This is a genomic window from Mucilaginibacter psychrotolerans (assembly GCF_004519315.1).
GTDB classification, from domain to species: Bacteria; Bacteroidota; Bacteroidia; order Sphingobacteriales; family Sphingobacteriaceae; genus Mucilaginibacter; species Mucilaginibacter psychrotolerans.
On sequence record NZ_SOZE01000037.1, the window covers coordinates 32340 to 53545 of the forward strand.

A 21206-nucleotide genomic window follows, 5' to 3' on the forward strand; every position below is an offset into this window, starting at 1 on the left:
ATGTTACAAGCAATTCTCCCTTTTTTGTAAAATATTCATAACTGTAATGTATATGTTACACTAACTGATTATCAGGTATAAGCTATCGATTTAGATAGCTTTAGGAAGGGTTGCTCCACGTATTTATAAAATAAATAAGCAAATAATATACTTACCAGTATGCCGCCTGCAAATTCGGCTCCTTTGTAAAGAAATGTCTTGGGCAGCACCTGCCCCATGTACACTACCAGGTTGCTACCAACGGTATCGTGGGTAAGGTACAGTGAGAAAGATATATCCGAAAAAAAGCGCAGCACGCGATTGCGTTTAAGGGGTAGCCACAATAAAAGCAGGGCAGCAAGTGCGGCGGCGGTTTCCATCCATCCGGCAGTAAAATAGCTCATTGCCGCTACGGAGAGCATAAAAAGCGATGCGGACAAAGCATTTAGCCATGAGCTGCGATACAAGTAATACAATATCCCCAACGCAAATACCGGGAAATAGGCAAACAGGTTAATCCCCGGCAAATGTATCAGGCAGCTTAAGCCGTTAAGGGCAAGTAGCAGCCAGGCACCCCAGCGGCTTGCTATAAACGGGAACATTAAGGCAACGAAGAGGTAAAACTGTAATTCGATGCCGAGCGTCCAATAAACCGGGTTTACGTATGGCCTGCCATTGAAATTATTAAGATAAGCAATGTGGGAGGCCAGGTTCCCCCATTCGGGACGCGCGCTTGGGATAAGCGAAAGATAAGCCAGCAATACATTTACCAGCAGCACTAAAGCGATAGAGATAAGGTAGGGAGGCTCGATACGTATCATCCGCTTGCCGATGAACCGGCCTGCCATTCGCCAGCTATACTTTTGAGGCAGAGCCCTGCAAATGATGAATCCAGAGAGTACGAAAAACATATACACGCCCAGCCAACCGTATTTGAGTACAGGCAGCACCTTGCCACCCAAATGGAACAAAGCCACCGCCATGGATGCGAAGGCCCGGATATAATCTACCTGGGGGATGTGTGGGCGTTGCTTAAGTGTTTGGGGCATCAATAGCGCTTTGCGGCTAAGATATTAAATTTATCTGCCGCCATGCCCTGCTTAAACACATCGCATCGAAAATTGAAGCAGTCAAGACCATAGCAAAATACTGATGCCGCCACCAACAAATTAACGCATCTAAAAAGGCAGCGAATTCAATCTTGACAACAAACCAGGAAATTTAACTCACTTAATCCTGATGAAACAGCGCAAATAAACAAGAGCTGGTGCCCTTTTTCAATATCAATTTTCGGTTTTTAACCACTGCTAATCAACCACCGGCAAGGCTATCGCCGATGCAAACTTCACCGAATGATAAACCTTGTGCGTGGCAGGTATAAAATCGCTTGCTTTTGCCTCAAAGATGTTAGGAACGTAACGTTGCGGGTTACGATCAATAACAGGGAACCAGGTACTTTGTACCTGTACCATTATCCTGTGCCCCTTCTTAAACACGTGGTTGGTCCCGTGCAGGTCAACCGTGTATAACTCCACTTTGCCGGGCGTTATCGGTTCCGGGTGTTCGAAGCTTTTGCGGAACCGGCCACGGAAAACATCGTTGGCTATCATAAATTCATAGCCGCTCATTTTCAATTCGGGCTTGTATTCGGCAGGATAAACGTCGATCAGTTTTACCACCCAGTCGGCATCGGTGCCGGTGGTGGAGGCGTACAGTTTCGCCGCTATGTTGCCGGTGATGGTAACGTCGCTGGTTAAGGTATCAGTTTGCCAGCTGAGCACATCGGGGCGATTATCTACAAAGCGTTGGTCCTCGGTAAGCCAGGTAAACCAGCGGGAACCCGGTCCGTAGGTCTCTTCAATAGGTCGGCTACGGTAAGGCACGGGCTTGGCCGGGTCAGATACGTAGCTATCGGCAATAGCTTCGGTAGCGGTTGGCGGCGTAAAGGATAGTTTGCCGTTGCTATGGAAGTAGATGTTTTTGATGATGGATTCCTTTGGCGGCCATTTGCTGTATTCTTTCCACAGGTTGCTGCCCGTTTGAAAAGTTATTGCCTCGGCGAATTTACCATCGCCCTTGTCCTTCAGGTAATAGGCAAACCAGCGTGCCTGTATATCCTTACGGAAAGTAACGCCCGTGTTGGTGCCGAATTTAATGTTGCCCAGTTTATCACCGTTGCCGCCGGCCCAGCCGCCATGGTTCCATGGTCCGATAACGATGTAATTCTGGTTATTGGTATCATGCGGCTCCAATACCTCATAGGCTTTTTGCGGACCGTAAAAATCTTCCTGATCCCACCAGCCGGCAACGTGTTGTATGGCAATACGCGGATGATCAAGCCTGAATTTCATCGCCTGCTTTTGCCAAAAGCTATCGTAATTGGGGTGTTTGGTAAAATCGTTCCAACTGGGAAGTTTATTATGGAAGTACTTTTTATTGACGTTGGACAGCGGGCCAAGTTTAAGATACCAATCATAAGTATCATAAGTACCAAACTGGTAAAGCGTATCGGTATGTGAGGCCTCCTCCATAAAAGCATACTCAAAGCCATAACTTAGGCGGAAAGCCCCGTTGTGGTGAAAATCATCGCCCAGGAACATGTCCGATGGCGTGGCCTGTTCCGATACCGCTTTCATAGCGGGATGTGGATCGGTGGCGCCTATTAGGGCCGTCCAACCATCGTAAGAGATGCCGTACATACCTGCCTTGCCGTTGTTATCAGGGATATTCTTCAGCAGCCAGTCTACCGTATCGTACGTATCGCTGCTTTCGTCTATAGCGTTTGGCTTACCCTTATCGCGGCTGAAACGTTGCATCTCGAACGCACCCTCAGATTTATATCTCCCGCGGATGTCCTGGGCTACGAAGATATAGCCATCTTCAGCCATATCGCGGGTGTAGGCGCTACGTTCGGGACTGCGGCTGTCGGCAACGCCGTAAGGCGTACGCGTTAGCAGGAAGGGCAGTTTGTCATGCTGTTCTTTAGGCGTATATATTACCGTAAAAAGTTTAATGCCATCGCGCATGGGTATCATTACTTCCTTACGGTTATATTTATCCTCTGTTGGTGCCGTTTGGGCAAACAGGTTTTGCCAGGCAAATAAAACCAACACAAACAGTACGGGTTTAAAGTAAAAGGACTTCATTGGGCAGTGATTAAGTTTAGCTAAATATAGCAAATTCACCTTAGAAAAGCATAAGCAAATAAATGACAGGCAATTACGACAATTCGGCTTCTTTTTATGATGGCTTATCGCGCCTGGTATTTGGCGATGCTTTGGTAAAAGCGCAGGTTTATTTGCTGCCCAATATTCCTGCGGGTAGCAAAATATTGCTCATAGGCGGCGGCACCGGGTGGATACTGGAAGAAATAAGCAAAATACACCCGTCCGGATTATATATTACCTACGTGGAAATATCCGCCAAAATGATGGCCTTATCGCAAAAACGCATCACTGGCGCAAACCATGTGGAGTTTATTAACAAGGCGATAGAGGATGTGGATTTGATGCAAGACTTTGATGTAGTGATTACCCCGTTTCTGTTTGATAATTACAAACCAGACACCCTGCCCGCAACATGCTATCACATTCACCAAATGCTGAAACCAGGCGGTATGTGGCTCAATACCGATTTCCAACTGACGGGAAAATGGTGGCAGCATGTAATTCTGAAAAGCATGCTGCTATTTTTCAAGGTACTTTGCGGGGTAGAATCCTGGCGATTGCCGGATGTGCAAGGCGAGTTTAACAAGTGTGGCTATACGGTAATGGAAACGAAACTGTTTTTTGGGGATTTTGTGGTGACGAGGATGTATAAGAGAAACTTTTTTTGAAAGAAATAAAAAAATCGTCATTGCAGTATCCATCAGGGGTAACCCTGAAAAAAAAGGTTATGACGTGCAAAAATATACACTGATAATCAATAACTTAAAACCACGTCATTATAAGGAGCGGCGCGTTGGGAATTGCGGCGGGGCGACGTGGCAATCATCGGCAAGCAGGTTGGACCTGCTAATCTGATCTTATCACCGATGATTGCCGCGCTATCGCTCGCAAGGACAAAGGGATTAATACACAAACTTATACCCTATCCCCCTTACTGTTTGCAGGTAGGTTGGCGAATCGGGGTTGTTCTCAATTTTTTTTCGCAGGCGCACAATGTGCATATCCAGCGTGCGGGTATTTACGTCGGCGTTGTAGCCCCAAACTTCCATCATCAGTTCTTCGCGGTTTATTACTTTATTCTTATTCTTAAGAAAGTAGAGCAATATGCGGTTCTCTAGTATAGTCAACTCGGTTTTGCGGCCATCGCGTATTAGCAGGTGCGTATTGGGCAGGTGTTCCATATTGCCGAACTTATGCGATTCGGGTTTTTCACTGTTAAGCGAGAATTTTATCTTGCTGTCTATCATGGCCACTAGCACATCCATATTGAAGGGCTTGGTCATATAATCAGACACGCCAAAGTTGTAGGCGCCTATCTTATCTATATCCTGCGCCTTGGCGGTCATCATGATGATCAGCTTATCAAAACCCTGCTCGCGTAAGCCGACACAAACATCTGAGCCTTGTTTGCCCGGCAACATCCAATCCAACAGTACAATGTCGGGGAGTTCGGCCAATATCATTTTCTCGGCTTCGGCACCATTGCCGCTTTCTAATACTTTGTAACCTTCGCTTTGGAGGCGCTCGGCGACCAAAAACCTCAGGTTTTCATCGTCTTCTACCAGCGCTATTTTAATTTCTTTATTCATTTCCTAATATCTTTCTGTAAAAAAGCCCATGATTCTAAACTTGTTTAAGGATCTCGCAAGACCAGCCGGCGATATACAAACAGCCTTACAGGTTACCTACCTTGCATGTGGGGTGCCGAATAAACTCAGCACGACGTTTGGTTTCAATCTATCGAAAGCCCTTAAATTCCTTCACCCGTTAACTTTCAAACGGCAGGGTAATGATAAACGTAGAACCTTGGTTTAGCTTGCTTTGCAGGCTTATGGCCCCACCCATATAATTCACCAGTTCTTTGCAAAAAGCCAGGCCCAGGCCCACGCTGCCGTTTTGGTTATACTGGTTCTCTATCCGGTAAAACTTTTTAAACACGTCGCCCTGTTCGTACTTAGCCATACCTATTCCCTTATCAGCAAAAGAGAATACAATATTACGCTTATCCTGTTTTATTGTGATAGATAATTCTTTTTTGCCGGGGTGCGAATACTTATAGGCGTTCTCCATTAAATTTTGGAACACGCTGCCCATCAGCACCGGGTCGCTGTTAAATTTAGCAACTTCCACCTGCGATTGCAGCTTAAAATCGGGGTACTTTATTTTAAAGGTATCTATATATCCCTTCACAAATCCGGGCAAGTTAATTTCTTCGCGCTTTACATTGATGGACCGGTTCTCCAATTGCGTAAAGGACAGAAGCTTATTCATCAGTTCGTTCAGCTTATCGGCTTCTTCATCCAATATTTTACCGTAATGTTTGCGCTGGCGTTCGCTGAGTTCGGCATCGCCTTTAAGGTTAGAGCCGGCAATTTTAATAACGCTTACCGGCGTTTTAAATTCGTGGGTAAAATTGTTGATGAAATCGTACTGCAGTTTAAATACTTTAAGATTTATGTTCAGGTTTCGGTAAATGAGATAGCTGATCAACACCAAAAAAAAGTAGATCAGCAGCAGTATAGCCCCAATAGGCAGGTACCGCCGTTCTATCTCCTTATTAACATGCGACCGTTCCGAACTGAAATACAACTTAAAATTAGAGAACGCGCCCGGCAAACCGGCTTCTGTTATCACCTTTTCCTGGGCTACATCCAGCGGGTCGTACACAACGGGTTGTATAGTCACATCCTCATAAAGCTCTTTATGCGTGTTGATTACTTTTAAAAATTGAGGGTCGAGCGTAAACGTCACCATGTTTTGTTTACCAAAATTATCGCTTTGTTTACTCCTCAACAAAGCGCGGTAAATACGGATATCTTCCCTGCGCGGGATGTTGAGATAGCTAATTTTATCCGGCGTAACATTATAAAAAGTACGAAATATCTCATCTTGTGTAGGCACCCGCGAAGTATCTGCCGAGATGATGAACGTGTTTAACTTTAAAGCCATTTGCCTAAAGTCTTCATCATCCGCACCGCTAACTTCCTTTACGCCAACAATACCATCACGTTTGGGCTTAAAGCGATATACGTCTTTTACCGTAATGCCTTCGGGATGTTCGGCAGTTGGGCTTCCTATTCTTATATCGTAGAAAAGCACCTTTCGTACAAAGCGATAAGTCCGGAAAACGGTATCTGAATAATTGGCCGCCGAAGCGGAATCTAAGAAGCCCTGGTAGGAGGTTATCTCGGGTATTTGTATCTGAAAAAAGTCGTAATAGGGCTTTATGGTTTGTTCCAGCACCTCTGTTTTTTTATTGGCAAATTCGTTCTCTACATATCTGGAAGTGAGTTTGTAGGATATGAATATGGCTATAATAAGCGTTACCGTTATAAGTACCAAAAAAGCAGTTATCAGGGAAAAATTTGTGCGGTACAGATTTTTTTGCGCTTTCATAGCGACTATTGTTTACCCTGCATATTGGCATCCAGAAATTTCTCAATCTCGGCATACATCTCCATCCTATTATGCTCGCTACGGAAAAAGGTCCGTTCGTTTTCTTTCAACCTGTAAATAACCGGCACATTACGCTTATTTAACTCGCGCACAAATTGGTTCAGCTCACTAATATTAGCCCGGGGATCCTTAGCACCCTGGAAAATCAATAACGGGCTTTTTATTTTATCAGTATGGAATACCGGCGATATAGCCCTTAGTTGCTCTGCATCCTTTTCAGGATCGCCTATCATCTCATACGTCATTTTAAGAAAAGGTTTATAAAAGGGCGGCGCATCTTTCAAATAGGTAAAAAAGTTGATCAGGCTATATTTCACCACAGCGCAATTGTACATATCCGGGTGAAAGGATACACCATAAAGTGCCGAAAAACCGCCAAAACCACCACCAAAAATGGCTATCTTTTTGGGGTTGGCAATTTTATTAGCAATGAGCCAGCGCACGCCATCGGTAATATCCTGCTGTATCTTGCCGCCTACCTGTTTAAAGCCAGCCTTACGAAAAGCCTTGCCATAGCCTGCCGAACCACGGTAATTCACCTGGAAAACGGCGTAGCCGCGGTTGGCCAAAAACTGTACCTCGGCATCGTACCCCCACGAATCGCGGCTCCATATACCATCGTGCGGCATCACTACTACCGGCAGATTCTTTTTTTCTTTTCCGTTAGGCACGGTTAGGTAGCCATTTATGGTTAAACCATCAGACGCTTTGAAGCTTACCGGCTCCATTGCACAAAAATCTTCGGGATGTATATCCGGGTTTATATCGCCCAACTTAGTAAGCTTATCGCCCCGCGTTTCGTAAAGGTAGTACGATCCGGGGCTTTTATCTGTATAGGTATTTACGATGAATTTAGCCTCCAGGCTGTCGCGGTCTACAATATTCATCTCGTTACCTACTAACTTACTCTCAATGCCTTTGTATATGGCCTGCACCCCGGCACTCAGAAAATGTCGTTGCGGCATGGCTTCGTCCCAGGAGGCAAGCTCTAAAACGCGCTTACTTTTAGAATAGCTCACGTCCATGATATCGGCATTAGGGCTGGCATAAACCACCCTCACTTCTTTGCCGCTATCAGCATCAATTTCTACAACTGCCGTTTTATCGCGGTTTACGTTAGAGAGGGCGTAGAAGTAGTTCTTTGTGCCGGTAAAAGCAATTGGCTCTACCCTATCGTTAAAGTTACTTTTAATGATGGGTTTGAAGGGTGTTCGCTCGCTGGTGCGAAACAAGATAGTTTCATTAACGCCATCTGATGCTTTTGCCATCCGGATGCGGCCATCAGGTTCGGGATACCATTTGGTTACATTGCCTGGGTTTTGCAGGTAAAGCTTCAACTCACCGGTTTTCACGTTCATGCGGTAAACGTCGAAATTGGCCGCATCGCGCTTATTAAGGCTTACGGTAATTATATCGGGCTGCTGTCGGTTACGGTTCAGTATCCGAATGCGCACGTTATCCAGGTTAAGCAGGTTGGTTATCTTCAGGGTGGCTACATCCAGCGTATATACCCGGTACACATCGCTGGCGATGATATCCTGGGTAAAAACAATTTGGTTATTGAAAGTCCATGAGTAATCGCGTACCGAGTAGTCGGTATATGCGGTGGCTATGTGCTCTTTGCCGGTCTCCAGCGATTTGATGTAGATATTTTGCTTATCTTTATAAGGCTTAAGGTACGATACGAATTTACCGTCGGGAGATATCTTGAAGAATGTCTTTTCTGGTGTCTTAAAAAAGTCGCTTACAGGTATTTGCTTCACCCTATCAGGCGTGCAGGCGCAGAGCGAAGCAACACAGGCAAGAAAGAAAAACAGTCGTAAGTGAACGGGCATCAATTATATGCTTAATGACTAATTAAAGTTCAAAGTACCTATTTAAAATAACGCAAATGTCAATGTCACTACAATTTTACCCTGCTCCGGCGTTATATAGCCTTAATAAGTGCAACAAAAATCTTCAAATCCGATGAAGCGTTTTTTTATTATAATAATACTGCTTTTTACCTTTTGTACAAAGCTTTTTGCGCAAAATAATGATTTAGCTCTGGCACGATTATACGCCCAGAACGGTGAGCAGCAAAAAGCGCTGGATATTTACCTTAAACTTTACAAGCAGGATAACGAAGGCTACTACCAACAGTACCTTAACGCCTTGCTCGCCGGTAAAAAATTCGACGAGGCGGAGAGCATCACCCGGAAAATGATACGCAAGCATCCTGGTGCCTACGAATACAATATTGCCCTGGGCACCGTCTACACCCAGCAGGGTAGTATAGATAAAGCCGACGTTATATATGCTGGGCTTATTAAAAACCTCCCGGCCGATCAGAACGAGATTTCCGCCATCGCCTCGCAATTTTACCAAAATGCCAATGTGGAGTACGCGGTAAAGATTTTTTTGCAGGGCCGCAAGCTGCTGCACAACGATGCGCTATTCTCTTTCGAGCTGATAAACCTTTACCGCTACAAACGCGATAAAGGCGGCCTTACCGAAGAGTATCTCAACTTTTTACCATCTAACCCTTCGTTTTTAAACCAGGCCGAAAGTATGTTGGCTACGGTTTATGAGGGCGCGCCCGATTACGATATACTGAAGTTTGCTTTGCTGAAACGGATACAGAAAGACCCGCAGCAGCTTATTTACGTAAACCTGCTTACCTGGCAATACCTGCAACAAAAGGATTTTGGGCAGGCACTTAATCAGGCCATAGCCCTTAGCCGCCGCCAAAACGACGACGGCGGCAGCATATACGAGTTGTGCAGCACGCTTAGTGCTAACGAGGCTTATGACGAAGCCATTCGGGGGTACGAATATGTTATTGCCAAGGGGAAAGACAATCCGAATTACGTTTCGGCCAAGATAGAGCTCATTAATACCAAAAACCTGAAGGTTACCAGCGGCAAATATACTCAGGCCGACTTGCTGAGCCTGGAGCAGGACTACCTTAACCTCCTGAACGAATTTGGCCGCAACCGCAGCACCGTGTTCGCCATGCAGAAACTTGCCAGTCTGCAGGCCTTTAAGCTACATAAATTAAAGGACGCCGAAGCACTACTGGAAAGCGCGGTGTCCATCCCCGATGTACGCCCCACCCTGCTGGCAAGCTGCAAACTAGACCTTGGCGATATTTACCTGCTGAACAACCAACCATGGGATGCTACCCTATTGTATAGCCAGGTGGAGAAAGACAACCCTAACACCGCCGTTGGGCAAGATGCCCTGTTGCGGAATGCCAAACTGGCCTACTACACCGGCGACTTCAATTGGAGCAGGCGGCAATTGGATATTTTGAAGGCAGCCACCACGCAGCTGATCGCCAATGATGCGTTGAATTTATCCTTGCTGATATCTGATAACCTGGCCATAGATAGCGCCGGCACAGCACTTAAGATGTATGCCCGTGCCGATTTGCTGATATTTGCCGAACAAACCGATAAGGCGGTACTCACGCTGGATAGTATACCTAAAAAGTACCCCGGTACGCTGGAGGCTGATGTGCTGATGGCTAAAACCAAAATACTGCTACAGCAAAAACAATACCCCGAAGCGGTAGCCCTGTTAAAACAAATTGCAGAAAGCCATCCCGATGACCTTTGGGCAGACGATGCCGTATTTATGCTGGGCGACCTATACGAAACCAAACTGAACAACCCCACCATGGCCCAAACCTATTACCAAAAAATAATCGCCGATTACCCGGGCAGCCTCTGGCTGAACGATGCCCGCAAACGCTTCAGAGCGTTGAGGGGGGATAAGAATGACGCTTCTTAGGTCATTGGGTCATTGGGTCATTGGGTCATTGGGTCATTGGGTCATTGGGTCATTGGGTCATTGGGTCATTGGGTCATTGGAGGGAATTTTGAATGCGAGGTTATGTTTTAGCAAAATCAAAGTAAATCAGCTCATCTTTATCGATGTAATCTTTCGCAAATCGGTGTAATCTCAAAAAAATCAATCCTTCAATCCCTCAATCATTTTAAAAAATCGGTGGAATCATCCCCAAATCGGTGAAATCCTGTTACTTTTGAGGCATGATTATTTACAACGAAACCTTTATCCTCGAAGATACGGTTGAGCAGGAATGGCTGGCCTGGATGAAAGAGGTGCAGATACCCGCCATTATGGCTACGGGCTATTTCTCATCTTATCAAATCCTAACCATCATCGATTCGCCTAATGAAGGCATCACTTACTGTGTTCAATACATGGCCGATACCATAGAGCAGTTTCAGGATTATTACAGCGGCCACCTGTTCCGTTTTCAGGACGGGCATCAGCAACAATTTGCCGAGCGTTTCGTATTGTTCAACACCGTTATGAAAACCGTAGACTAACCACCATATATGACCGCAACCCAAACCATAATCCCCGGCGTAATCATATTAGAGCCCCGCGTATTTACAGACGACCGTGGGTACTTCTACGAAAGTTATAGCAAACGCACCCTTACCGAATTGGGCATTGAAGCAGATTTTGTGCAGGATAACCAATCTATGTCGCAAAAAGGCACCGTTAGGGGCTTGCATGCGCAGGCGAATCCCTTTGCGCAGGGCAAATTGGTGCGCGTATTACAAGGTAGCGTAATGGACGTAGCGGTAGACGCACGCCTTGGCTCGCCAACTTATGGCCGCCATGTTGCCGTAGAATTAAGTGCCGCCAACAACTTACAGCTATGGGTACCGCCGGGCTGCCTGCACGGCTTCGTCACTTTGGAGGATAATACCATCTTCGCTTACAAAGTAACCAACTACTACGATAAAGCATCAGAAACCGGCGTGCTCTGGAACTCCCCTGAACTGGCCATAGGCTGGGGTATTGCCGAAACCGATGCCGTAGTATCTGCAAAAGACCAGGTGCTTCCAGCTTTTAAAGACTGGCAAAGCCCATTCAATATTTAAAAACAAACAGATTTCCATACCCTAAAAACAAAAGCTGTTACAACGTATATTGTAACAGCTTTTGTTTTTATAGGTGTTTTAAGATTTAGGTTAAGATGCTTTAAATAGCAGTGGTGTGCAGAGTTGTGTGCTTATACACCGCAAAAAGCGCCTATGCCTTTGGAAACTATAAAGTTTACCACCCAGCGCACAATTTTTTCGTCAAATATTCCCGAGGGAATAACAGAGGCCAGCGCTTTTACCACGGCATCTATGATCTCTTCGCGCGTAGCGCCCGGGCCAACAAAGCCACAAACAAATTTCTTTATCGCCGCCAGTATCTTACGGCCGATACCGAAGATATCGAATGCCGGTGAGAGGGCTGCCCCAAGCTCGTAATGTTTGCTTTCCAGGTTAAAGGCATGTTGGTAGTGTTCGCCAAGGGCCTGTTCAAGTTCCGTTTCGGTGGGTGCAGCGGTATCTTTACTGTTTAGTAATGCAGCTTTAATATCCTCGATATTAAGCTGGCGGTAGTTTTCGTCGTGTAATAACATTGCTTTATTTTTTAGTTAAAGCAAAACTGCGGCAATAAGGCACGCAAACAGCTACAGCAAACACGTTTTTGGGCAGGGTAATTTTACGGTATTAAATACCGTATAAAAAAGTATATCAATAATTGAGGGATAGTGAATTTAGTGAAAAAATAATTCACTAAATTTAAACACCAAAAAAACTTTATCATCATGAAAAAATTCCTCCTAATCGCCTGCTGCGCTGTGTGCATGATGGCGTGCAAACGCACAACTAACACTGATACTAATAAGCCAGGGCCTACTGTTACCACTCTGGAGCATGATAACATTGGAAAAACCCTTAACGGCCTGGATTCGGCTGACGCTATTAAACTGGTTACAACTTTTAAAAACGACACCACAAGTAAAGACCGCTTTACCAATATTTGGTTTAGTAAATCTTTCGTTGAAGATACTTATGATATTTTAAGCTCCCAAACCGATGCCGACGGTATACGCCTTTATATAGGAAAAAATGCTGATGGCCATAACACGTTAGTGGTTATGTCAACGAAGGATGGAGGAAATTATACGGATCCCGATAGCAGTAAAATACCGCCGTCCAAAAAAATACACGTAGATTATTTTCAACACGGTTATCCCATCCTAAATACAAAGGAGGTAAAAAATCAGGATAGTTATACAGCTACTTTAGGTGATGGTGCCGATCTTTATCAGGACACTACAAATAAACCATGCCCCAAAATCAAATGCGAAATAAATGAGTCACAGGTATCATGTATTCAAGCCAAGACTTGGGCGCAAGGATTTAAAGGTGGTGCAATAGACATTAGAAGCGTTTGGTATAGCCTAAAGTTGATAGCGTATTTAAAAGAGCAAATACATGCCGGAGTGAGTAATCGCAGAAGTGTTGACGGCATCCGTATATATTTTGTGGTTGACACCACTCGGCGTAAAAATGGCTTTTTATTAACACCGACGGAAGAAATAAACGGCGTACATCAGGACATTTACGATTGCTATTCTTTGCACAAAATGTTTGACGTAGTTGATCACGGAGAAGAATGCCCTATATTTTGCAAAGGAACAATGTAAAAAAGGTATGCTCAATTACTTCACCATCGTCACTATTCCCGAACTTATCTGCTTTATCACAGCGGCGGTTTGTTTGTATAACGATAAAAGCCCGGCCTGGAAATGGCTGGTCTTTTATCTGTTTTGGGTTTGTCTTACAGAAATTGGTGGCATTTACCTAAGGGCGCGTTACGGAACGAATAACTGGATCTATAACATTTTATTCTTGTTCGAAATCGCAACCATAATGATTATGTTCCGGGCCGTGTTAAATCCATATCGCAATAGTAATAAGCTTATTTCAGTTGCAGCAATCGTATTATATTCGGTTTACCTGATAAACACTTTCGCGAAAAAAGATAGTTTTTTTCAGCATTATTCAAACACAGGTATCGCTCTCGCCATAGTTGCTGCTTTACTAAGCTTTTACTTTTTCTACTGGTTTCTTAACGATGATGCCTATGTACCGCTGTTTTCGTCGGCAAGTTTTTGGTGGGTATCGGGCACGTTGCTGTTCTATTTTGGAACTACCGTAATTCGTGTTTTTTACGATTATTTATCGGGAGTTATTCCTGAGCTTACTATTTATTATATTTATAGAGCTGTAAACATCACTTTATACGTTTGCTGGAGCTATTCATTTATATGCAGGCGACTCAGAAACCCGATATCCAGGACATTGTAGTAATACTAACGCTCTTATTTCTTACGGCACCATTTTTTCTATTGATCTATATATCGCTTTTTAACCGGCGCAAAAAAAAGCACGATGACGAAAAGCTGGAAATGAAACAATCCTTTGACAACGAAATTGTGAAAACGCAGCATGAAATAAAGGAACAAACCCTGCAAACTGTTGGGGCCGATCTGCACGATAACGTAGGGCAATTGCTTAGCCTTACTTCATTCACCCTAAAATCTATTAAAGGCAACGAGCCGGATGGCATAAACAAAAAAGTAGATGCCGCTATAGAACTGGTTTCGCGGTCGATGCAGGAGATGCGCCAGTTGGGCAAATTGCTGCAGGGCGAACAATTAATAAGCCTTGGGCTTAACGAGGCCATAACCCAGGAAGTGCACTGGCTGGAAAGAACGGAGCAATACCAAATAACTTACCAGGCACAAAACCTTAACTCGGTAACGGCCAACCCCGAAAAGGACCTTATCCTGTTCAGGATAGTGCAGGAGATACTCAACAACGCGGTGAAGCATTCCAGAGCCACCCGTATCGACATCAACCTGCTCTACAAAGCCGGTACGTTACAATTGCAGGTAAACGATAACGGGGTAGGATTCATTATCGACCCTTCGGATAAACCCACGGGAATGGGCCTGATGAACATTAAAAACAGGGCGAAAATGATAGATGGCACCACAACGATAACCTCCGCGCCTGAAAATGGTACCCAAATCAGTGTTTTTGTACCTTATCCTTAATTGATAATTTATGATAAATATCGCAATAGTAGACGACCACACACTGTTCAGGAACGGCGTGGCAGCGCTAATGAAAGATTTTGATGAACTGAACATCGTTTTTGAAGCAGGTAACGGCGAGCAGTTGCAGCAAATTATGAAACAAAAGCCCCTCCCCGATGTGGTACTGATGGATATTAATATGCCGGTTATGGACGGGTACGCTGCTACTACCTGGCTCAGAAAAAACCATCCTGATGTGAAGGTGCTTGCCCTGAGCATGTATGAAGATGATAAGAGCGTGATAAAAATGATACAGTGTGGCGCAGGCGGTTATGTTTTAAAGCAATCAGGCCCGGTGGAGGTATTAACAGCCATTAAAACGATATTTGAGAAAGGTGTATTTATCAACGAACTGGTTTCGGGCAAGCTTATCCGTTCGGTAAGCAACCAGCAGGCGGGGCCGTGGTTTTCTAAAAACGAAGTGGAGTTTCTTAAATTGTGTTGTTCTGAACTCACTTATAAAGAGATGGCTGAAAAGATGTTCGTAAGCCCCCGCACTATTGATAACTACCGTGAATCGCTTTTTGCCAAACTTGGTCTTAAATCACGAACAGGGCTGGTCTTGTACGCCATCCAGAATAAAATCATCGAATTATAAAAATCATTTCTGAGGTTCCGGTTTTACCCTTCCGCACAGCCAACTGCATTCTTTAGGAGTGCCGGCGACAAAAGAACATATAAACCTTGGTATCAAAGCTGTTACAATATAAGTTGTAACAGCTTTGTTTTTTATGCGTCTTTTATACTTGGCGTAATTAACCCCATTCCAAACAATATTTGTCCAAAAGGTAACAAATCTGTGATTTAACATTTGTAAACAGATTTTTAACACATTTTAACAAAACTATATTCTATTACTAAGAATTTAGTTATATCTTGCATGCACTAACTCTAAACTATGAAAATCACATTTACAGCACTATTCTTCTTTTGTATCTGCACATTTTCGGCCATGGCACAAAAAACGTACTCGGTGAAAGGCACCCTGCGCGATTCTGTAGCCAACGTTGGGCTGTTCAACAGTTCGGTAAGCGTACTGAACGCCAAGGACTCTACGCTGCGCAAATTTATGCGGGCCAATAGTAGCGGCGCTTTCAACTTATCGGGCCTGGGCAAGGGCAGCTTTATCCTGTTGGTTACCTACCCAGACTATGCCGATTACGTTGAAAAATTCACGCTCGACTCGGTACATACCGACCACAATTTCGGCAACATCAACATGGCCTTAAAATCGAGGTTATTGAAAGAAGTACTCATCAAAGGCACCGTAGCCGCCGTGAAAATAAAGGGCGACACCACCGAATACAATGCCAAGGCATTCGTTATCCAGCCAAACTCTAAGGTAGAAGATTTACTTAAACAGCTCCCCGGCATACAGGTAGATAAGGATGGCAAGATAACCGCTCAAGGCCAAACGGTTAAAAAAGTATTGGTTGATGGCGAGGAGTTCTTCGGCGACGACCCAACTCTGGTAACCAAAAACATCCGCGGCGATATGGTTGATAAGGTACAGCTGTACGATAAAACCAGCGACCAGGCCGCCTTTACCGGTATAGATGATGGCGATAAAACCAAAACTATCAACATCAAATTAAAGGAAGATAAAAAGAACGGCTACTTTGGCAAGATAGATGCGGGCGTAGGCACCGATGGTTTTTACCAGGGCCAGGCACTATTCAACAAATTCAAAGGCAAAAAGAAATTCTCGGCCTATGGCACCCTGGGCAACACCGGCAAAACCGGACTAGGCTGGGAAGATAACAATAAATTGGGCACCAGCGGTGGCGTTACGTTCGGCGACGATGGCGGTGCCTACTTCGATGGCAGCGGTAGCGATAACGGGCTTGACTCTTTCAGCGGAAACTACGAGGGTGATGGTATCCCGGTAGCGCGTACCGGCGGTGTACATTACGACGATAAATGGAAGGCCGATAAATATGGCCTTAACACCAATTATAAGATAGGTTCACTTTCTGTAGATGGCACGCGTAACACCATATCGCAGCAAAATCTACCTGGTAATAGCAACAGCAATACCAGCATCATTAATAGCGTAACCAACCAAACGTTCAACAATTACATGTTTAGGCAAAAGCTGGATGCTACTTATTCAGTGAGGTTGGATAGCACTGCCAACCTAAAATTCTCGGTAGACGGTACCCTTAAGAACAGTACTACCCGTACGGGCAACTTATCTTCCAGCACGCGTGCTGATGGCAGTTTGCTGAATAAGAACGACCGCTCGGTTAATAACGATGTTGATCAACAGTTATTCAATGCTACGGTATTGTACACCAAGAAATTAAAGAAAAAGGGCCGCACGCTATCTGTAAACTTAAACGCCGGTTTTACCGATAACAAGGCAGACGGTTTCCTGAAATCGACATTGGGCCTATACGATGAGCAAAGCCAACTGGATAGCAGCCAGATAGTTGATCAACGAAAGATTGATAATACTAAGACCTCGAAATTCAACACCAACATTACTTATACCGAACCATTCTCCAAGTATCTATCTATGATATTGAGCTATGGCATCAACTTCAACAACAGCGATGCCGACCGCCGTTCGTACGATCAATCGGCCCCGGGCAATTATAACCTGCTGAATGATTCGTTGAGCAATCATTACATCTTTAACCAGGTTGCTAACCAGGGTGGGCTTAACTTTAATTACAAAAAAGGCAAAAGCACGCTAAGGTTCGGCACCAGCGTGGCTGATGTTACCTTTAACCAAAAAAACCAGATTTCGGGCTCTACGGCAAAGCGCAGCTTCCTTAACTGGAACCCTTCGGCCAATTATCAATACAAGATATCCACCTACGGGGGTATAAACGTCAATTATTACGGCAGCCAAACCCAGCCTACGCTCGATCAGTTGCAGCCCATCCGTGTAAACACCGACCCACTTAACGTGGTAATTGGTAACCCTGATCTGAAGCCTTCATTTACACACCGCCTTGGTTTGTGGTACAACATGTACAAAGTACTCAGCGAGCAATCGTTATGGATAAACGGTAGCTACAACTTTACTACTAACCCCATTGTAAACAACGTGGTAACCAATACTACTACTGGTAAAAGCACCATACAAGCCATAAACCTCAACAATCAGCGCCCATCTAATTACCGACTGAGCGCGGATATGGGCCGTAAAATAACCGCCCTGGGCATTAATCTTGGTGCGCGCCTAAGCACCAACGGTAATGTTTATTACAGCATGGTTACCACTGGCGATCAATTGAGTCAACTAAACCGCACCAAATCCAACAGCTACTCGGGGCAGCTATCACTATCTAAATACAAAGAGAAAAAATTCCAGATATATATCAATGCCGGCCCGGATTACACGGTCGGTCAATCGTCGCTGCAGCCAGATCGTAATAATAACGGCCGCGGGTTCAATGCCGATTATTATCTAAGTGTTTACCTGCCCTTTAAATTGCAGGTAAGCAGCGATGGACAATACCAATACAGGGCGGCAACACAATCGTTCGATACCGATTTCCGCCAAACTATCATCAATGCGAGCATCACCAAATCGTTCTTTAAGGCCGAGAACCTGAAGTTGGTTTTAAGAGGAAACGATTTGCTTAACCAAAACTCAGGTTTTAGCCGCTCTGCATCAAGCAACCTCATTACGCAAACGCAAAACACCACCATAAAACGCTATTTCCTGCTATCCGTAGTATGGGATTTCAGCGGCATGAGCGGCGGCACACAACCAAAAAAATAAGGCATTAAAATATCAAGATATCATCAACATGAAAAAGCACCTGTTTGTATTATTGGCCTGCCTGCTCAGTAGCGGCATGCTATCGGCACAGAACGCGCATTTTACCACGTCGGGCACCATAGAGTACGAGAAGAAAGTAAACATGTACGCGGTTATTAAAAAAGTAATCAATAAGGATAACGAAAGCTGGTACACCCCGGCGTTCGAATCGTACAAGAAGAACAACCCGCAGTTTATGACACTGCTGAGTAAAATGACCTTCGGCAACAATAAAACGTTGTACACGCCCATTCAATCTGAAGAGCCACCCACCAACAGCTGGTTTAGTGATATGCCCCTTGCACAACAAATAAACACCACCTATACCGATCTGAACACCAACGTAAGCATAACCAATAAGAAAGTTTTTGATGAAACCTTCCTGGTTAGGGATACCGCTCGTAAAATCAACTGGAAAATAACCGACGAAACCCGCGAGATTGCCGGCTACACCTGCCGCCGCGCCAACGCCATCGTAATGGATTCTATTTATGTAGTAGCTTTCTATTCGGACGAGATACCCGTATCGGGCGGCCCCGAATCATTCACCGGCCTGCCCGGCATGATATTGGGCCTTGCCTTGCCGCACGAGAACGTAACCTGGTTTGCCACCAAAGTAACCGATATGCCCGTAGCCGATGCAACTATAAAAGCACCCGCAAAAGGCAAACCTGTAGATTACAAAAGCCTGTTTAACACCCTAACCACAGTAATGAAAGACTGGGGCGAATACGGCAAGAAGTTCTTTAAGATATATCTGTTGTAGTGCTTATAAGCAAGACGTAACAAAGGATTTGGCCGTATAATATCAACCGGCAGGATTAATTGAAAATCCTGCCGGTTTTTTGTTGTAGGATGGTTTGGAGACAGTCCCATCCGCTATTACAAGTGTTTTAACTTCTATGTCGCTTGAAAAGCAGCCGCCATGCGCACCTGTTAGCAACTCTAATTGCTTCGCCATTTGAACACATTATCTAATGACAAGCCCGAACCACAGGCGGTAGTTAAAGGGGTGCATGTAAACAACAAAAGATTGTTTCTTTACATTGTTTTTTTTGATGTAGCCAGAATTGATATTTAATGAATACATGCTAACAGCCCTTACTCGTCATTTTACATAAGCGGTAGCTGCTTTGCCCTCATTCACTTCAATATTTGCGTATGAAACCATATTTCCGGTGCCATCCTTTTTGTGAATGGCCGTATGTGCTATACCATTGATATAAATAAGCACGTGGTTACAATAGAAAGTCGCGCGCCAGTTAACCGCCTTGTTTCCCTTGTTGATTAAAACACTTTTCTTTTTATTGATATGGCTGATGTCAATCAAGGTATTTAATACTGGCACATTATACAAAGCCGAACCGACATCTTTATGATTACGATAAAGCGTACTGATGCGGTTGTAACGCGCGTCTGCCGATATACCCATTAAACCTTCGGTGAAGCCTTTTATCACACCAAAAGAGACTTCTGGGTATTCTTTTCTTTCGGTACCAGGGTTGGTTAAATGGAGGATATATTTATAGGCTTCGGCCGGGTAACCATTTTGGTACATAAGGTAAGGGAAGTACGAAAGGTTTTCGACGTTCCAGTCGTTTGCTAAAAGATGCTCCAATGTTTTCTTCCGCCTTGCAGGGTTCTTTAGCGCATCAAACCACAGCAAAAAAGTCTCGCCCTCGGTTTTACCGAACACATTTTTATTGGAGTAATAAGTATGATATAATGATGCACTATCGTCCCACCAATGCCCATCGAGTTGTTGTTGGTACGCCGTTGCCTTTTTTTGGTAAATAACAGCCTCTTTTTGCTTCCCGTTTACCTTTAATATTTCGGCATATGATAATAAACCGCGATAAATGGCCGCCAGGAGGTCTGCTCCCATTTTAATATCGGGCACCCCTTCAGAATAAGACGGTCCCCCCCTGCAGCGATGAAAAGCATCATTGATGTTAAAAGGCGTGGGAGCGTTGGGATGTGCAACCCTCGTTAATAACGAATCGGGCTGAAGCACCCACTGCCTAATAAACTCATTTGCCGACCGGTCGTAAAAATGCCTAAATACCTTGTCTTTAATATAGGTTTTATCCCCTGTCCATAAATATAGGTTCCAGCAGGCCGTCATCACGTCGAAGTTAGCATTGAGGTTATACCAAAACTCATTATCGTTGCGATAGTCCTCTGGGGCAGGTTTCCCAAAATGGTTTATCTCCCAGTAGCTACACCAATCTTTGCTTTTCGAAATGTTCTTTGCAAACAGCGTAAGCATATTCTTGTTGGCATCCTGCAAACCAAGTACCTGCCCAGCTAAGGCCTGGTGCGAAACATCGCGCATACAAAATGCAAAGCGTGGTGGTAATGCCGATTCGTACCATGCCCCTACCGGATCTGTAGGTTTTCCAGTATAGCGCAGTGCCATCGTTTTTGCATTACTAAATGCTGTTTGCAACGCAGCATCATCAGAGGTGAATGATAAACCTGTATTTTGGGCATAGGTATAATGATGCAAGCACGCGAGCACAAACAGTAAAATACTTTTTTTCATGAAATAAAAGTACATTATTATTTATAATACCCCGTATGCAGAAGATTTACAAAACAGAGTAAATATTGAATTACCAAAAGCTGGGGGAGTGCTTGTTTAGGCGGCCGAGGCCTCAGGCGAGGGAGCTAAAAAAGCCCATAAACGAAGAAACCCCTTCATCGTTAGATGAAAGGGTTCTTGTTAAGGCCATAGAGGCATTAAGATTTGGCACCGACCTACTCTCCCACATTTTACTGCAGTACCATCGGCTCTGGCGGGCTTAACTTCTCTGTTCGGAATGGGAAGAGGTGGACACCGCCGATATAGGCACCTGAATAT

At 44.6% G+C, this 21206-nt stretch carries 17 protein-coding genes and 1 rRNA gene; 10 read left to right on the forward strand and 8 right to left on the reverse strand.

The genetic code is table 11. The features are described 5' to 3' along the window. Nucleotides 1-71: 71 nt before the first annotated feature. The gene (locus E2R66_RS23880) at nt 72-1028 is read right to left on the reverse strand and encodes an acyltransferase family protein (protein ID WP_133235624.1); all 957 of its coding nucleotides are present in this window, start codon (nt 1026-1028) and stop codon (nt 72-74) included. A 258-nt stretch (nt 1029-1286) separates the two neighbouring features. Beyond that, nucleotides 1287-3125: a CocE/NonD family hydrolase gene (locus E2R66_RS23885; protein WP_133235622.1), complete on the reverse strand. Its 1839-nt coding sequence runs from the start codon at nt 3123-3125 to the stop codon at nt 1287-1289. 62 nt (nt 3126-3187) lie between these two features. On the opposite strand from E2R66_RS23885, the gene E2R66_RS23890 reads away from it, so the two are divergent. Then, nucleotides 3188-3814: a class I SAM-dependent methyltransferase gene (locus E2R66_RS23890; RefSeq protein ID WP_133235620.1), complete on the forward strand. Its 627-nt coding sequence runs from the start codon at nt 3188-3190 to the stop codon at nt 3812-3814. A gap of 234 nt (nt 3815-4048) precedes the next feature. Here E2R66_RS23890 and E2R66_RS23895 read toward each other — a convergent pair whose 3' ends face one another. The 3 genes from E2R66_RS23895 to E2R66_RS23905 all read right to left on the reverse strand — a co-directional run bounded on the left by E2R66_RS23895 (nt 4049) and on the right by E2R66_RS23905 (nt 8437). Then, nucleotides 4049-4735, reverse strand: coding sequence for a response regulator transcription factor (locus tag E2R66_RS23895; protein ID WP_133235618.1), 687 nt, complete (start codon nt 4733-4735; stop codon nt 4049-4051). Between the two features lie 178 nt (nt 4736-4913). Next, nucleotides 4914-6542 carry a sensor histidine kinase gene (locus E2R66_RS23900; protein ID WP_133235616.1) on the reverse strand — a complete coding sequence of 543 codons (1629 nt, stop codon included), beginning with the start codon at nt 6540-6542 and terminating at the stop codon, nt 4914-4916. Nucleotides 6543-6547: 5 nt separating this feature from the next. Continuing rightward, nucleotides 6548-8437 (reverse strand): S9 family peptidase, encoded by a 1890-nt coding sequence (locus tag E2R66_RS23905; RefSeq protein WP_133235614.1) that lies wholly within the window; start codon nt 8435-8437, stop codon nt 6548-6550. Nucleotides 8438-8570: 133 nt separating this feature from the next. Between E2R66_RS23905 and E2R66_RS23910 the strand changes: the two genes are divergently transcribed. The 3 genes from E2R66_RS23910 (at nt 8571) to rfbC (ending at nt 11503) form a co-directional block, all read left to right on the forward strand. Beyond that, on the forward strand, nt 8571-10376 hold the full coding sequence (locus E2R66_RS23910) for a tetratricopeptide repeat protein (RefSeq protein WP_133235613.1): 1806 nt from the start codon (nt 8571-8573) through the stop codon (nt 10374-10376). Between the two features lie 260 nt (nt 10377-10636). After that, the gene (locus E2R66_RS23915; RefSeq protein ID WP_133235611.1) at nt 10637-10939 is read left to right on the forward strand and encodes a DUF4286 family protein; all 303 of its coding nucleotides are present in this window, start codon (nt 10637-10639) and stop codon (nt 10937-10939) included. A gap of 9 nt (nt 10940-10948) precedes the next feature. Further along, nucleotides 10949-11503 (forward strand): dTDP-4-dehydrorhamnose 3,5-epimerase, encoded by a 555-nt coding sequence (rfbC, locus tag E2R66_RS23920; protein ID WP_133235609.1) that lies wholly within the window; start codon nt 10949-10951, stop codon nt 11501-11503. 131 nt (nt 11504-11634) lie between these two features. On the opposite strand, the gene E2R66_RS23925 is transcribed toward rfbC, so the two are convergent. Continuing rightward, the gene (locus tag E2R66_RS23925; RefSeq protein ID WP_133235607.1) at nt 11635-12036 is read right to left on the reverse strand and encodes a hypothetical protein; all 402 of its coding nucleotides are present in this window, start codon (nt 12034-12036) and stop codon (nt 11635-11637) included. A gap of 189 nt (nt 12037-12225) precedes the next feature. On the opposite strand from E2R66_RS23925, the gene E2R66_RS23930 reads away from it, so the two are divergent. From E2R66_RS23930 to E2R66_RS23955, 6 genes are all read left to right on the forward strand, one after another. Further along, nucleotides 12226-13110, forward strand: a complete 885-nt coding sequence (locus E2R66_RS23930; RefSeq protein ID WP_133235605.1) for a hypothetical protein — start codon at nt 12226-12228, stop codon at nt 13108-13110. A gap of 7 nt (nt 13111-13117) precedes the next feature. After that, complete coding sequence (locus E2R66_RS23935) at nt 13118-13774, forward strand: hypothetical protein (RefSeq protein WP_133235603.1); 657 nt, start codon at nt 13118-13120, stop codon at nt 13772-13774. Beyond that, on the forward strand, nt 13735-14526 hold the full coding sequence (locus tag E2R66_RS23940; protein ID WP_133235601.1) for a sensor histidine kinase: 792 nt from the start codon (nt 13735-13737) through the stop codon (nt 14524-14526). The genes E2R66_RS23935 and E2R66_RS23940 overlap by 40 nt, the downstream gene beginning before the upstream one ends. A 10-nt stretch (nt 14527-14536) precedes the next feature. After that, nucleotides 14537-15166, forward strand: coding sequence for a response regulator transcription factor (locus tag E2R66_RS23945; RefSeq protein WP_133235599.1), 630 nt, complete (start codon nt 14537-14539; stop codon nt 15164-15166). Between the two features lie 300 nt (nt 15167-15466). Next, nucleotides 15467-18304 carry an outer membrane beta-barrel family protein gene (locus tag E2R66_RS23950; RefSeq protein WP_133235597.1) on the forward strand — a complete coding sequence of 946 codons (2838 nt, stop codon included), beginning with the start codon at nt 15467-15469 and terminating at the stop codon, nt 18302-18304. A 28-nt stretch (nt 18305-18332) separates the two neighbouring features. Beyond that, entirely contained in the window at nt 18333-19109 is a 777-nt protein-coding gene (locus E2R66_RS23955; protein ID WP_133235595.1) for a GLPGLI family protein, read from the forward strand. Between the two features lie 342 nt (nt 19110-19451). Here E2R66_RS23955 and E2R66_RS23960 read toward each other — a convergent pair whose 3' ends face one another. Both E2R66_RS23960 and rrf read right to left on the reverse strand, forming a co-directional pair. Continuing rightward, nucleotides 19452-20888, reverse strand: coding sequence for a hypothetical protein (locus E2R66_RS23960; protein WP_133235593.1), 1437 nt, complete (start codon nt 20886-20888; stop codon nt 19452-19454). Nucleotides 20889-21090: 202 nt separating this feature from the next. Continuing rightward, nucleotides 21091-21202 (reverse strand): 5S ribosomal RNA (gene rrf, locus E2R66_RS23965). Nucleotides 21203-21206: the final 4 nt, after the last annotated feature.